Here is a 13,067-nt window from a genome sequence, read left to right as displayed (position 1 = left end):
ATGTGATGAGGGTACTATTGGAGTTAATACGAATAATTTTCATATTTCTTTTTCTCGGGGCAATTTCAAGTGGCATTATCAATTATATCTATACAAAATTAGGAACGGATATGAATAGTTATGGTTGGATGGGAGTAATTGCGATTTTTATTTTATTATTTGTTCTTTATAGAAATAAATTGCAATTTAGTGGGTGGTACAAAGGAAAGGGTAGAGTAAAACTTTCAGAAAAAGTTTTCAAATTGCTTATTTTCAGTTCAGTATCATTATTGTTATTGCCTCCGATTTTAAGTTTCTTCTTCAAGTAACTGGCAGATTACTTTAAGAAGGAATGAGTTTTTTTGCTATAATTGTTAATAAATCGTACCAGTAAATAGGTGTGTATATTTTGAATTTAAATTTCCCACTAATAAGAACAGTAAATAGATTATTTGAAAATAAGCTAATCGAGATTTTAAATGTGGAAAAATTCTACATTATAAGACTTAATTCGACTAAAAATCAATGAAATTTAATAGAGCCGAAAATAAAAAGAGCCACTTTCTGTTAGAGAGTGGCTTTGTATGAGTACGATTACTACATGTTACAAGGCTAGTATGTAAGTAATTACCAAATTGCATATTGCCTTATTTACCGGAAGAAGAACACCCGTTCTATTATTTTCTAATCAGTCTCGTTAAAGCCATCCCAAGAAATCCAACACCCATTCCTATCAGCCATCCAATTTGGGAATTTCCTAACAAAGATCCCACTCCTCCACCAAGAAACATGCAGCCAATGAATACTAATACTCCAACGCCCCATTTCTGCCGATCCATAATTCAATCACACCCTTTCAATAAAACATATGCTATTAGCTAACTAACCTTTCCTGAATATGATATGTTAATTATTTTGCTAGAGGTGGTATAGTTGTTTGGCTTAGGATCAGCAATGGTCAGGGAATTCAAAAGATGGAGATTGACGGCTTTGAAGGGATTGTTGGAGGTGAATTTAACTTTTAAGGATCATAACTTAATAGTTGTGGAACAAATTCTTATTCAATCAGCTAATAGAAGCTTGATGATTTTCCACAATCGGGCGATTTTTAAAATAACGAAAAAGCCCAATTTCTCAATTTTACTGAGAAATTGGGCTTTTTATTTTTGAATTTCCTTAGCGTTGTAAATTCGCGTTTTGCTGGTGGTACCCCTATAAGGGGTACCACAAAATGTCATTATTGTTCAAAAAGTATTTCCTCTTCCCTATTCATATTGGCATTTAATCCAGAGTAAAATATCAAAATAAGTGATTAAAATCACTTAATTGAACATAACCTTTATTTAAAATGAAGGTGGTAAATAAGGAGGGACATTATGGAAAGGCAATCGATTAAGACTTATCAGGAATTTAATGAGGAAAAGTTTACAAAACGGGTTATTTTTAATAATGGTAATAGTACAGCATTTGTTCTAAACTTCTTGCCCGGACAAACACTGCCAGCTCATAAACACCCTGGTGCAGAGGTCTATCTACTTGTTGTGTCCGGAAATGGAACCATTATCATTGACGGCAGCGAATCAGAGGTAACTGAAACAGATTTAATCCATACCGGTGAAGATGAAGAACTTTCTTTTGCCAATACAAGTAATGATCGGGTTAGTTTGTATGTAGTGCTAAATAAGCTTTCCAAATAAAGAAGAAATTAGAGGGGCGGCTCCCCCTCCTTTAATTTATTTGTAAGATGTAAGATTTAAAAATACCGGAATTATGAAATGTTACATCAATATTTAAATTGTTTTTTAATAATAGTAACACGTTTTTTAAGGAGGACAAAAATGGACATGGAAAAAAGTGATCGTCTACGTACAATGCTTCAAGAAGCATTGTCACCTTTAATAATGAAGATAGAAATGTTAGAATTGGAAATTACATCGTTAAAAGAAGAACAAAGAGAACTTATAAAAAAACTTAAAAATCAATAATCTGATTCTTTTGGACCTAAGATTCACAGTTATCACCAAATTCTCGTGAAAACTAAAATTCCCAATTGTAACAAGAAAGAGGGATTTGTGTGTATCATAGGATATGGTCAGTTGTTAATGTTTTGCTTATTATTGGCTCAATCATATATATATGGCTTTTTAGGCCACATGACAACACATTGATCGTAATCAGCCAGTTTTTAGCTCAGATAGCTATGATCTTATTTATCTTTAATGTGAATATGTATTTTATTTTTCTAATCATTCGAAAGACAAATAAAAGAGAGGTTAAGATTCGGTTAGCAACCTTCTCCAGATATTTTATGAAGTGGCATATAAAAATATCCATTTCTTCTACCATCCTTATCGTAGGCCATGTATTGATTAACCTTGTTAAAATTGGACCAGTAATTGGGTATGAAAATATCAAAATGTTGATGGGTTACACATCATTTGTATTCCTTTTGGTCACTTTGTTTGCTGGGTACTTACGCCACAAAAAAGCAACAGGATTTCGCAAAAAGTTCCACCGTATCACGGCTATGATCTTTACGGTTTTATTTCTAATACATATGCTTGCTCCAATTTAAAATTGTTTATATCCATCCTTTTGTAACTCTCAGGATGGATTTTTTTGCTTCACACATGGAAATATATAGAATTTAACTTAAGGTTGTGGGAATTATATGAGGGTTTATATCCTTTTTAGGGGTGTTGATATTCATCCTTCCTTTTTTCAAGTTACATTCTTTTCATACTCAATCAATGTTAGCCGATCATTAATTTTCGTTTCTCCGGTTTTTTTATAACCTAATTTTTCATAAAAATGGCGATTCCTCCGATTATCCTTTGGAGTATTTAAGCTCCATGTTTTCACCTTTGGAAATGTACTCTCCATTTTTGATATAATGTTCGACCCCAACCCTTTATTCTGATATTCAGGGCTTATGAAAATCCGGAACAATCGGAAATGAGTATCTGATCGTTTAATAATACAAATTCCACCAGCTATGTTACCATCAATGAAAATAGTATAGTGCATAGAATGATTAATTCTATAAATTAAAAAATCAACTTCTTCTGAAGCGGGATTCGTTTTGTAATCCTTGTATTTTTTTAAGTCAGGACGAAAAGCTTTTTTTTGAATGGCTAATAACTCATGCACTTCATTTATTTTTGTTTTTTCGATCTTTAATCCCATCTCTTCACCTCAAGCTACATTTTCAATATTATATGAATCATTGATCTTTTTGATTTTACTTTGAAGTAATGCACATTATTAATAAATTTACAAAGAACCTTTTTTATGGAACGTTTCAAATTTAAGAACAATTTAACCAAAACAAAATATATTAATCATGAAACCAGGTTAATGCCTACTTTGAAAGGAGAACCAAAAATGGAATATAAAGAAAGCCCCATAGGTTTTACATTAGAATTTAACGAGGATGAAAAAAGTAACTTTGTAAGATTTGTGAATGATTTAAAAAATCACGATGAGTTTAGTAATATTTCTTCAGAGAGTGAGTTTTTTGCCTTAATAATAAATGAAGGTGTTGAATCATTACAAAATAAGGTTAACAATATGCTCAATAAATCAGAATCTGAAAGTTTTATCATTCTTCCTGAATTTTTAGACACAATTTTGAATGAAAGCTTGTCTGCATTACTACAATATAAACAAGATCCATTGTCGCAAAAAAATGAATCCCCTATATCCATTGACACACTTTTAGAACTAATACCACATTTCAACTCAATATTTAATGAAACGGATCAATCAATTGTGAAAAAAGAACACCTCAATTCATTTGATGACCCCTCCATTCCATTACCAAATGAAGATACAGAGGTATCGTCCAAAAATATTGATTAGTCCTTAGTTCCGGTGACTTCAACGTGCGTTTTTAAAAAGTACAATAAAATAATTTTATTAATAATATATTTGTGCTTAGTTCGAATAATAGCTGATTCTTAGACTAAAAAATAGGAAAAAAGTACAATCTATTTATTTTCAATGAAAGAGGTACCCATAAGGTACCTTAGGAGAAGATATATCAAGGAACATTCACAGTATATGACATTGTTTAGAATTTGCTCCCTAATGGGTCTAATGGCTAAAATCCAAATGGTGTTGGCGGACAACAAGGGTTGTATGGCACTCCGCACATCGTATGTGTTTCACAGCATTCATTTACACAGGATTCTGTGTGTGGGAAATGATGCTGATGATGAATCATATGCTGGTTGACTGTAGTGGTATGAGAAGGGTGAATATGTGTCACTATTTCGTTAGACAGATTTGTTTTTACAAATTGTTGTCCTGGTGAAAATAGTGGTGGATCATACTGAGTTGGAAATACTTGCGGCGGGCAATATTGCGGACATTGTTGTGGTGGAACGTAAGGCGCTGGCATTGGTTGTACAGGAACTGGTAAGGGTTTTATAGGTGCTATCTGATTCGGCATTAAATTTGGCATCATATTTGGCATATTTGGCATATTTGGCATATTTGGCATATTTGGCATCATATTTGATGGTGAAATATTCCTTTTCATCGTTAAGTGACCTCCATGTGAATATGTCTTGTTACATCATTAGTCTATGTGAACTTTTAACTGAGTGGACTAGTTTAATACCTATTTTTGTAAATAGAATCGATAAACATAGGCTAATTTCATTAGCTTATCACCATATTCATTCATAATTAGTTCTTAACCAAACATCATGATCAACAATATGAAGATTTTTATCCTTACGATTTTTAACAGACATTTCTTCACCCCTTTTTCTGTTGCTATAACGATTAACGACTCAAAGAAGTTTCATATATTAGTAAAAAATTGTTTATTACAAAATAAGGAGAGGAACGCTTTGCGTACCTCTCTTTTTATTAACATTCATTCGTCCCGTAGGAACCAATCCCAGTTAAGAAAGCATTTCTTCTTTTTCTTTTCCTTTCCCTTTCCAGGATCGATTGACGGATCGATTCCATCAATATCACCCGTTACATAATATTTTTCGCCCGCAGGAATTAGCTCCAGCACTTCCTTAAGTCCCATTTTTCTTTTAAACAATTAATTTTCAATTAAAGTGGTGTTTTTTACCTCATAAGTCTTTTGAAATAAATTCAGATAGTCTTCTTTTGTTAAATCTCTTGAATTCGCCTGCGTACACAAATGTTTATAGGCTCCTTCGGCTAGGAAAGAGAAGTCTTCTGGATTTACATTGCCTAAATCTCGGAAGCTAGGAATGCCGATTTTAGTTGCCAGTTCTTTTAACAGCACAACACCTTCGTACGCCGTTTCTTCAATTGTTTTTCCTTCAGGATTTGCCCCAAGTTTGATTGCTACCTTGGCGTGCTTTTCTGGATTTGAAGGAATATTAAATTCAAATACATGTGGAAGAAAAATAGAATTCGCCACTCCATGTGGGGTATCATAGAGTCCTCCAAGTGGTTCGGCCATCGCATGTACAGCCCCAAGATCCGTATTATCAAAGGCGACACCTGCAACTAAACTGCCCAAAAGCATATTTTTCCTAGCCTCTAAATCCTGACCATTTTCTACTGCCAATGGAAGGTACTTAGCTATTAATTCAATGGCATATAGTCCCAAAGCATCTGAAAGTGGATTAGCAACTTTGCAAGTATAAGCTTCGATTGCATGAGTGAGTGCATCCATTCCTGTAGCTGCTGTAATCGATTTAGGCAATGTTAACGTCAATTCAGGATCGACAAGTGCCAGTTTAGGAGCGATTTTCAAATCTAGTATCGCCTCCTTCTGTTTCGTCACGGTATCGGTAATGACAGAACCTCTTGTAACCTCACTTCCGGTACCTGATGTTGTTGGAATACAAATTAGTGGTGGAATTTCCTGTTCTAGTAAATTTACGCCGTAACGTTCTCTTAGCTCCCCTCCATGTGTTAAAAGTGTCCCAATTGCTTTAGCTGTATCCATTGAACTTCCGCCGCCGAGACCAATTAAAAGATCGATGTTCTCGTCTTTAAACCTTTGATAAGCACTCTCGCAATCTACATCTTTTGGATTAGGTGATACTTCATCATAAACAATATAGTTGACACCTTCTTGATCTAATGACTGTGTAATTTTGTCCAAAATTCCTGTTTGTGCAAGTCCTTTATCGGTAAAAATAAGGGCTTTATTTCCACCTAATTCTTTAGCCCTTTTCCCAATATTCTTTACCTTTCCATTCCCAAATTCAATAGACGAAGGCAGATTAAAATGAAAATCCCATAACATAATATTTTTCCTCCTTTATTTTTGTAATATTTCAAATTTAATATTGATGTTTCCTCAATTCATTTAATTGCTAAACCATTCAGTTGGCTTAACATCTAAATTAATATTGATTTGTTTTACCTCAGTGAACGTATCCAAACCAAAGGTTCCTAACCCGCGGCCAATCCCGCTTTGCTTGTAACCTCCCCACGGTGCTTCATTATAGGCGAGGTTATAAGCATTAACCCACGTAATTCCGGCTCTAACTTTTTTAATAACTCTCAAAGCTTTGGCGCCATCTTGTGAAAAGACACCTGCAGCAAGGCCGTATGCAGTATCATTTGCCAGTTGGATTGCTTCCGCCTCATCTTTAAACTTTTGAACGACAAGAACTGGTCCAAAAATTTCTTCCTGAACAATTCTCATGTCAGGTTTGGTGTCAACAAAAATCGTTGGCTCTATATAGTAACCATTTTCAAACCCGTTGCTAGTGATGCGGTTACCGCCGCATGCTAATTTCGCTCCTTCGTTCAAGCCAATCTGAATGTATTCGAGCACCTGATTCATATGCCCCTCACTTACTTGCGGACCCATCTCTGTAGACGAATCATCCCCAGGGCCAACCTGAATCTTTTTCGCTCTCTCTACCAATCTAGCAACGAACTTATCATGAATGCTCTCTTCTAACAGTAAACGGGATCCCGCATTACATACTTGGCCGGCATTCATAAAAATCCCATTCAAAGCATAATCCACTGCAGTCTCAAAGTCGGCATCGGCAAAAACGATGTTAGGTGACTTGCCGCCTAGTTCGAGGGAAAGGTTTTTAATATTTCCTGTTGCTGAATTCATGATTCTTCTACCCGTTTCTGTACTACCTGTAAAAGAAATCAAATCCACCTTTTGGCTTTCCGCTATTTCATTTCCTACTGTTGAACCACCTCCCAAAACTAGGTTTGCAACACCCGCTGGTATGCCCACTTCTTCCATGATCTCAAATAATTTGTAAGTGGTGACCGGAGTGATTTCAGCGGGTTTAAATACAAGCGTATTTCCCGCAGCAAGCGCAGGAGCTATTTTCCAAGCTCCCGTCAACAATGGAAAATTCCATGGAGCGATTAATCCGCATACACCGACAGGTTCGCGAACAACAATGGCCTGAACGGGATCGGCAACAGGATAGGTTTGACCATTTGGCTTTGTCACTAACCCTGCATAGTAGCGAAAACAATTCACGGTATCTGCAATATCAAACTCTGATTCTTTAAGTGGTTTTCCTGTATTCTTTGTTTCGAGTTTGCTAAGCTCATCTGCCTTTTCTTCAATCTTATCTGCAATTTTAAATAAATAGGATGCACGTTCAGCTGCCGGTAAGTCTGACCAAATTCCGGAGTCAAAAGCTGTTCGTGCTGCATTAATCGCCATTTGGGCTTCTTCTCTACTTCCCCGCGGAGCCTCAGCCGTGATTTTACCGTTTGCAGGATTTACAACATGACTCTTTTCTCCACTTAATGAATCCATCCATTCACCATTAATAAACATTTTCAACTTCAACATTTTGACAAACCTCCAATATGTTATTTTTACGTTACTTGTTGAGGGATAACCTCTTGATCAATGTCTTGGACATTTTCTAGAATCATTTCTTTATCAAAATGAAACTCAGGAAGTGGTTTGCGGAACCATTTCGTCATATAGACGAGATAAGTCAAGCCGCATGCCATCCAGATGCCCCCGAGAATCAACGCCTCCATTTCTAAATTCGACCATAACCACATCGTAAACGCTGCGCCAATGAGTGGTAATAATAGGTACCGAATGCAATCCATAAAAGAACGCTTGTGATTTCTGATAAAATAATGGGCGATAACAGACAGATTTACAGATGTGAAGGCAATTAGCGCTCCAAAATTGATAAACTTAATAACTTGTTCTAGGGTTAATAGAATTGCGAGTAAAGAAACTACGCCTATCACAATGATGCCAAGTGATGGTGTTTTAAATTTAGGATGAATATATCCAAATATATTTTTTGGTAATACGGAATCTCTTCCCATCGCATATAACACCCGCGAAGCGCTTGTGATGGAAGCGATTCCAGAAGAGAAGTTACCAATAATCACTGCTGTAATAAAAATGGATTTAAATAAATTTCCTCCGATAAGTAAAGATATTTCAAGGGCTGCAGAATCAGGATTTTTGAATGAAATCCCCGGATGCACCAATTGTGCTAAGTAGGAAGAGCCAATATATAAAACTCCAATAATCAATAACATAATCATAATCGCTTTTGGAATCGTTTTTTCGGGATTGATTGTTTCCTCTGATAACGTAGTGAGTGAGTCAAAACCAAGGAAACTAAAACAGAGAATAGTAGCACCTGCCAAGATGACGGACATGGAAACATTTGCATCAAACAATGGCTTAATTGAGAAGAGACTACCCGTCCCTACTCCTTCTGATAAACTTTTGAAGGTTAAAATCCAGAAAAGGCAAACAAAAATGACTTGAGCAATAACAAAAATTTTACTAGCTAAAGCGGATATCTCGACACCTAGTATACTCGGTGCCACTATGCTAGCAGTCAACACAATTACCCACACATAATGCGGGATTCCCGGAAGTACCGCATGTAAAAAAACGGTAGACATCAAGCACGTAACCATAGGTGTTAAGATATAATCTAGCATAATCGTCCATCCGACAAGGAATCCAACCTCAGAATTAATAGATTTCTGTGCAAACGTATAAGCTGAACCTGAGATCGGGTACGCTTTCGCCATCTTGCCATAGCTAAGAGCTGTAAAAAGTATTGCGAGAAAAGCGATAAGGTACGCAGTCGTAATTACACCTTTTGAGGTTACGGCAGCGATTCCATAGGTATTAAAAAACACCATGGGGTTATTCCATGCAATCCCTAAAAAGACAACCTGTGCTAAAGTCAGTGTTCTTGCAAGCGCTTTCTTTTCCATAACTCAACTCCCAACTAGTTAATAGTTTTAATTCTTAGATGATTTAGAAGATTTGGTATTTTTATTGTAAACCTTGTTGTAACACAAAGGTCAATAGGTGTATTATATTTTTTAGGGAGGGATTTCACTGAAAATAAAGGAAAAATTAACCATTGGTGAAATGGCGAGCTTACGAGGGGTAACGACGGAGACCTTACGCCACTATGATCGGATTGACCTATTCAAACCGCAATTTGTCGATCCCGATTCGGGGTATCGCTACTATTCTATTTTTCAATATGAAGTTTTAGGGACCATTAAAGAGTTACGGCAACTTGGGATGAGTACAGACGAAATTAAAGATTATTTTAATGAACGTAATTTTAATAAGTCCTTGGATATTTTGAAAGCCAAGCATACGGAACTTGTGTCAAAACTGAGTGAGTTACATGAATTGGAGGAAGATATTCGGGGGAAAATTGGATACTTGGAACATGTATCGAAAGAAAAAGAACTTCAATCGGTGTTTTTCCGCGAAATAGGAAGAAGGAAATTAATTACCTTAAATGAAAAAATAAATAGTAATTTGGAACTCAGTTATGGTGTTATAAGGTTAGAGAATATGCTCACCGAGAAGACACCAATTCTGGCTAGTAATAGACTAGGCATTATCATCAAGGAAGTGGATCTTAGAGCGAAACGGTTTGAAGAACCATCCATTATTTTTGCAGTGGCAAAAAATAAAGAAAAAATACCAAAACAGTGCCAAATGACGATTCCTGCCGGGTTATTTGCTTGTATTCGTTATAACGGTGAATTATTATGGAACCGAAGCGAAAGTTTGAGTAAGATAATGGAATATCTTGATGAACCCGGATATCGGATCACCGGCGATGCGCTGCAAATTATGCACGTCGATATTACAATCACAGATAAACCAAATGAGATTACATTTGAAATTCAAGTTCCAGTTCAAATTTAGGGACGAGGGGAAACTGTTTAGTTATAAATTTCCGAATATTAGGAATATAAGTAATAAAGGTCAGAAAAATTGGGGAGTGGCGACATGATTCATGATTTAAAGAAATATGTAAAATATTTAGATGGTATTCATAAACGAACGATGCAATATGTGAAAGTAATACCTACTGAACTTTTAGATTGGAAGCCTTCTGAAGATAAATTTTCTACAGGTGATCTATTGCGACATATCGCATCATCTCGATTGATGTTTCTTGGTATATTTGAACATGGTTCCTGGACATACACAGGACATGATACCTGTAAAGGGGCTTCTCTTGAGGATATTTCTAATTATTTAGAGGAATGTCAGATTAAATTAACAGAGGGTCTATTAAAAATTGGCAACGATGTGTTGACAAAAAAGGTTTTAACCCTTCATGGTCATGAAGTTAGTGTGTGGAGAATACTTATGGCAATTCCAGAACATGAAATCCATCATCGTGGACAACTCTCTACATATTTACAAATGAACAAAATTGAACCTCCTCAAATTTTCGGATTAAAAATTGAACAGGTTAAAACATTATAATTTTATGAAAGAGCTTTGGAGATCATCTTACATCCAAAGCTTTATTTTTTTGTCTTGTTACACTGAACCGTTAGATAGATAAGCATCTTTACTATTTTTAGCTTATATTTGTTCAACAAAATGTTAGAAGCAGTGCGATTTCAGTTGTGAAATTCCACTGCTTTTATTCTTGATTTTATATGTACGTTTTCCTGTGCGGGTACTTCAAAAGGGAACTATTAAAATGAAAACGGTGGTCTTAAAAACATTATTTTTTAAAAAACCAGTTACTGCCTGGTCTTTCACGAGGAGTTAAATTCATAACGAAATACCCAACTATAAGAACCAAAATGGCTAGTGAATATAACAATGTATTTACGGGAAGATCGTGATCAACAATAATGATTCGTACTAGTGCCGTGATGCCGATATAGATAAAATAACGAATCGGGAAATGATACTCTTCTTTAAAATATTTTACAATCATCGTAATAAACTCAAAATATAAAAAGAAGATTAGGATATTGGCAAGAAAAAGTTTATAATCATCAGAGCCCTTTTCGATCAAAATTTGACTGAAAATGATTAATTCCTTTATTAGTAATAAGGAGAGAATAATTGCCAAAAAAACGAGAGAAATATTCAATAGTGTCTGAAGAACCTTAGGAATAAGGTGCATAATAAAGGTAAAATCCTTTTTGATTTTATCCATGTGAAACCTCCTCCACTCTTCAATATAGATTTCTACTTTATTAAAACAGATTTGTTTTATAATTAATTAAATTTTATGTAAATTTTTAGAAAAACAAACTTGATTTGGATCGGGAAACACAAACCATCCTTTATAATCTACATTCAAAAGTTTTGTTCTCACTAAAACGTTGCTTGTATTGCTAACCGCGTTATATTTGTTGCTTAAATTAGATTCGTTTATATATTCCGCTTCAATTTACAATCTTTATGTTTAATATAAATTACAATAGTAAAAAATCCCAATCTCTCAATTTAATACTGTGGATTGGGATTTGGTTACTCCAGCAAAACGCCCGATTGTGGAAGATCATTGCTAAAATCTAATTTAAGATAAACATCTGATAGTTTAAGTGTAACACTTAACATTCTTGTCGCTTTAAAGATTAGTAAATTCTTTACAATTGTTCTGCAGCTGTCTTTAATCTAAATAGCGAATCCTCGATGCTTTTCTCAAAAGCCTTAGATAATATCGCCTCTAATATTCTGCCCTTCAAACCTGAAGGGAATATAGCTTCTCAGGCATAACGAACTAAACATGCTTTTTCATCATTTTCAATACATGAAATATTGTTTTTTAGAACCAACTTAAAAGGCAAATGCGTTTCAAATATAATTCGATGATTTATTACATCTACACTAATTACATGTAAAGATACATGCCATTTTACCCCTAATGATTTAGATGTTAGATTTATAATTTGCCCTGCTTGTGCAAATCCCACTGGTGAAACAGACATAACATTTGCATCTGCCCAAGTACCATACTTTGCAGGTTCATATAATAAACTCCATGTTTTTTCTATTGATGCATTTACTTCAGATGCGGGACAAACTGAAAGCGGCATATATATTTACTCCTCTACTCCTTACATAATGAAATTTTATCTATATGTAGTTTATTAATAAATAATTTATACTTCCTTTTTATATATTGAATATTCGTATTCAATTATCCTGCCATTTTGTTGAAACTCTATAATATTTATTAAATTTAGTAATTGTTAAGACCAAGCTTAAAAACATCAATTTTTTGACCTTTATCATCTGGAATAGTTTCAACAAAACTCCATCCTCTATTTCGGTAGTAATCTGAAACATTTTCTGTTCTTAAATACAATTCTTTATATCCTAATTTTTTTACAACTTTTAAAGTTTCAGTTATAAGCTTTTGACCTACACCTATACTCCGATGCTCAAGTTTTGTATATAAAGAAGCAAGCCAAGGATACTAATAACCTTGATAAACGATCATAGAAAAGAGCGTGTTTTGTTTAATAGATTGATCAAAACACGCTCTTAATATTTTAAATTGGCTCATTCTTTTATAAAAAGTTTGATCATTTCTTATCTATGTTGCTCAACAATCGCGCCCGATTGTTGAAGATCATAAAATCAATCCTGCCTAAACCAACTTACCCGTTACTTCAATACACATTTGGATAAAGGCAAAACTGCGGAATATTTTACTTCTCTTAACGATAAATTAGTTTGAATTCGTGATATGCCAAGCCTATTTAACTTTCTTATTCCAATTCGTTCTAAAATATATATCAACTCTTTTAACTTCCCTTTTGATGTTAATTCTTTTATAGAAGGTCGAACTCCTTCTTCAATAATCCGGCCATAT

General features: G+C 34.7%; 15 protein-coding genes. 6 read left to right on the top strand and 9 right to left on the bottom strand.

Annotation, left to right across the window (positions count from 1 at the left end; genetic code table 11):
* Positions 1-656: 656 nt before the first annotated feature.
* Positions 657-818 (bottom strand): hypothetical protein, encoded by a 162-nt coding sequence (locus tag BN1082_RS27635; protein ID WP_176699818.1) that lies wholly within the window; start codon positions 816-818, stop codon positions 657-659.
* A 537-nt stretch (positions 819-1,355) separates the two neighbouring features.
* Between BN1082_RS27635 and BN1082_RS15005 the strand changes: the two genes are divergently transcribed.
* The 3 genes from BN1082_RS15005 (at position 1,356) to BN1082_RS15000 (ending at position 2,554) form a co-directional block, all read left to right on the top strand.
* Positions 1,356-1,676 carry a cupin domain-containing protein gene (locus BN1082_RS15005; protein WP_090635403.1) on the top strand — a complete coding sequence of 107 codons (321 nt, stop codon included), beginning with the start codon at positions 1,356-1,358 and terminating at the stop codon, positions 1,674-1,676.
* Between the two features lie 141 nt (positions 1,677-1,817).
* Positions 1,818-1,964, top strand: coding sequence for a hypothetical protein (locus BN1082_RS27630; RefSeq protein WP_176699817.1), 147 nt, complete (start codon positions 1,818-1,820; stop codon positions 1,962-1,964).
* An 89-nt stretch (positions 1,965-2,053) separates the two neighbouring features.
* Entirely contained in the window at positions 2,054-2,554 is a 501-nt protein-coding gene (locus tag BN1082_RS15000) for a hypothetical protein (RefSeq protein ID WP_090635402.1), read from the top strand.
* Positions 2,555-2,700: 146 nt separating this feature from the next.
* On the opposite strand, the gene BN1082_RS14995 is transcribed toward BN1082_RS15000, so the two are convergent.
* Positions 2,701-3,165 (bottom strand): GNAT family N-acetyltransferase, encoded by a 465-nt coding sequence (locus BN1082_RS14995; protein WP_090635401.1) that lies wholly within the window; start codon positions 3,163-3,165, stop codon positions 2,701-2,703.
* Positions 3,166-3,363: 198 nt separating this feature from the next.
* Here BN1082_RS14995 and BN1082_RS14990 point away from each other — a divergent pair, with 198 nt between their 5' ends.
* Positions 3,364-3,840, top strand: coding sequence for a hypothetical protein (locus BN1082_RS14990; protein WP_090635400.1), 477 nt, complete (start codon positions 3,364-3,366; stop codon positions 3,838-3,840).
* Positions 3,841-4,081: 241 nt separating this feature from the next.
* On the opposite strand, the gene BN1082_RS14985 is transcribed toward BN1082_RS14990, so the two are convergent.
* The 5 genes from BN1082_RS14985 to BN1082_RS14970 all read right to left on the bottom strand — a co-directional run bounded on the left by BN1082_RS14985 (position 4,082) and on the right by BN1082_RS14970 (position 9,177).
* A complete protein-coding gene (locus BN1082_RS14985; protein ID WP_425412158.1) occupies positions 4,082-4,522 on the bottom strand; it encodes a CotD family spore coat protein in 441 nt (146 codons plus the stop codon).
* 342 nt (positions 4,523-4,864) lie between these two features.
* Entirely contained in the window at positions 4,865-5,041 is a 177-nt protein-coding gene (locus tag BN1082_RS27625) for a hypothetical protein (RefSeq protein ID WP_176699816.1), read from the bottom strand.
* On the bottom strand, positions 5,042-6,226 hold the full coding sequence (locus BN1082_RS14980; RefSeq protein WP_090635399.1) for an iron-containing alcohol dehydrogenase: 1,185 nt from the start codon (positions 6,224-6,226) through the stop codon (positions 5,042-5,044). It abuts the gene before it with no gap.
* Positions 6,227-6,289: 63 nt separating this feature from the next.
* Positions 6,290-7,762 carry an aldehyde dehydrogenase family protein gene (locus BN1082_RS14975; RefSeq protein ID WP_090635398.1) on the bottom strand — a complete coding sequence of 491 codons (1,473 nt, stop codon included), beginning with the start codon at positions 7,760-7,762 and terminating at the stop codon, positions 6,290-6,292.
* 26 nt (positions 7,763-7,788) lie between these two features.
* Entirely contained in the window at positions 7,789-9,177 is a 1,389-nt protein-coding gene (locus tag BN1082_RS14970) for an APC family permease (protein ID WP_090635397.1), read from the bottom strand.
* Between the two features lie 160 nt (positions 9,178-9,337).
* On the opposite strand from BN1082_RS14970, the gene BN1082_RS14965 reads away from it, so the two are divergent.
* The gene (locus BN1082_RS14965; RefSeq protein ID WP_090635396.1) at positions 9,338-10,138 is read left to right on the top strand and encodes a MerR family transcriptional regulator; all 801 of its coding nucleotides are present in this window, start codon (positions 9,338-9,340) and stop codon (positions 10,136-10,138) included.
* A gap of 84 nt (positions 10,139-10,222) precedes the next feature.
* Complete coding sequence (locus tag BN1082_RS14960; protein ID WP_090635395.1) at positions 10,223-10,708, top strand: DinB family protein; 486 nt, start codon at positions 10,223-10,225, stop codon at positions 10,706-10,708.
* A 247-nt stretch (positions 10,709-10,955) separates the two neighbouring features.
* Here the strand turns inward: BN1082_RS14960 and psiE are convergent, their stop codons facing one another.
* Positions 10,956-11,399: a phosphate-starvation-inducible protein PsiE gene (gene psiE, locus BN1082_RS14955; protein ID WP_090635394.1), complete on the bottom strand. Its 444-nt coding sequence runs from the start codon at positions 11,397-11,399 to the stop codon at positions 10,956-10,958.
* Positions 11,400-11,955: 556 nt separating this feature from the next.
* Entirely contained in the window at positions 11,956-12,285 is a 330-nt protein-coding gene (locus BN1082_RS14950) for an SRPBCC family protein (RefSeq protein WP_090635393.1), read from the bottom strand.
* Between the last annotated feature and the right edge of the window lie 782 nt (positions 12,286-13,067).

It is taken from the genome of Neobacillus massiliamazoniensis (assembly GCF_001048695.1).
GTDB classification, from domain to species: Bacteria; Bacillota; Bacilli; order Bacillales; family Cytobacillaceae; genus Neobacillus; species Neobacillus massiliamazoniensis.
Note: the sequence above shows the minus strand (reverse complement) of the source record. Positions and strands in the feature narration are given on the sequence as shown.

What these genes read in the sequence shown, in the direction of transcription:
- BN1082_RS14990 (WP_090635400.1), top strand. Translation starts at nt 3,364, where the DNA reads ATGGAATATAAAGAAAGCCCCATAGGTTTTACATTAGAATTTAACGAG.
- BN1082_RS14995 (WP_090635401.1), bottom strand. Translation starts at nt 3,165, where the DNA reads ATGGGATTAAAGATCGAAAAAACAAAAATAAATGAAGTGCATGAGTTA.
- BN1082_RS14965 (WP_090635396.1), top strand. Translation starts at nt 9,338, where the DNA reads ATGGCGAGCTTACGAGGGGTAACGACGGAGACCTTACGCCACTATGAT.
- BN1082_RS14960 (WP_090635395.1), top strand. Translation starts at nt 10,223, where the DNA reads ATGATTCATGATTTAAAGAAATATGTAAAATATTTAGATGGTATTCAT.
- BN1082_RS27635 (WP_176699818.1), bottom strand. Translation starts at nt 818, where the DNA reads ATGGATCGGCAGAAATGGGGCGTTGGAGTATTAGTATTCATTGGCTGC.
- psiE (WP_090635394.1), bottom strand. Translation starts at nt 11,399, where the DNA reads ATGGATAAAATCAAAAAGGATTTTACCTTTATTATGCACCTTATTCCT.
- BN1082_RS15005 (WP_090635403.1), top strand. Translation starts at nt 1,356, where the DNA reads ATGGAAAGGCAATCGATTAAGACTTATCAGGAATTTAATGAGGAAAAG.
- BN1082_RS14950 (WP_090635393.1), bottom strand. Translation starts at nt 12,285, where the DNA reads ATGCCGCTTTCAGTTTGTCCCGCATCTGAAGTAAATGCATCAATAGAA.
- BN1082_RS14970 (WP_090635397.1), bottom strand. Translation starts at nt 9,177, where the DNA reads ATGGAAAAGAAAGCGCTTGCAAGAACACTGACTTTAGCACAGGTTGTC.
- BN1082_RS14975 (WP_090635398.1), bottom strand. Translation starts at nt 7,762, where the DNA reads ATGTTGAAGTTGAAAATGTTTATTAATGGTGAATGGATGGATTCATTA.
- BN1082_RS27630 (WP_176699817.1), top strand. Translation starts at nt 1,818, where the DNA reads ATGGACATGGAAAAAAGTGATCGTCTACGTACAATGCTTCAAGAAGCA.
- BN1082_RS14980 (WP_090635399.1), bottom strand. Translation starts at nt 6,226, where the DNA reads ATGTTATGGGATTTTCATTTTAATCTGCCTTCGTCTATTGAATTTGGG.
- BN1082_RS14985 (WP_425412158.1), bottom strand. Translation starts at nt 4,522, where the DNA reads ATGAAAAGGAATATTTCACCATCAAATATGATGCCAAATATGCCAAAT.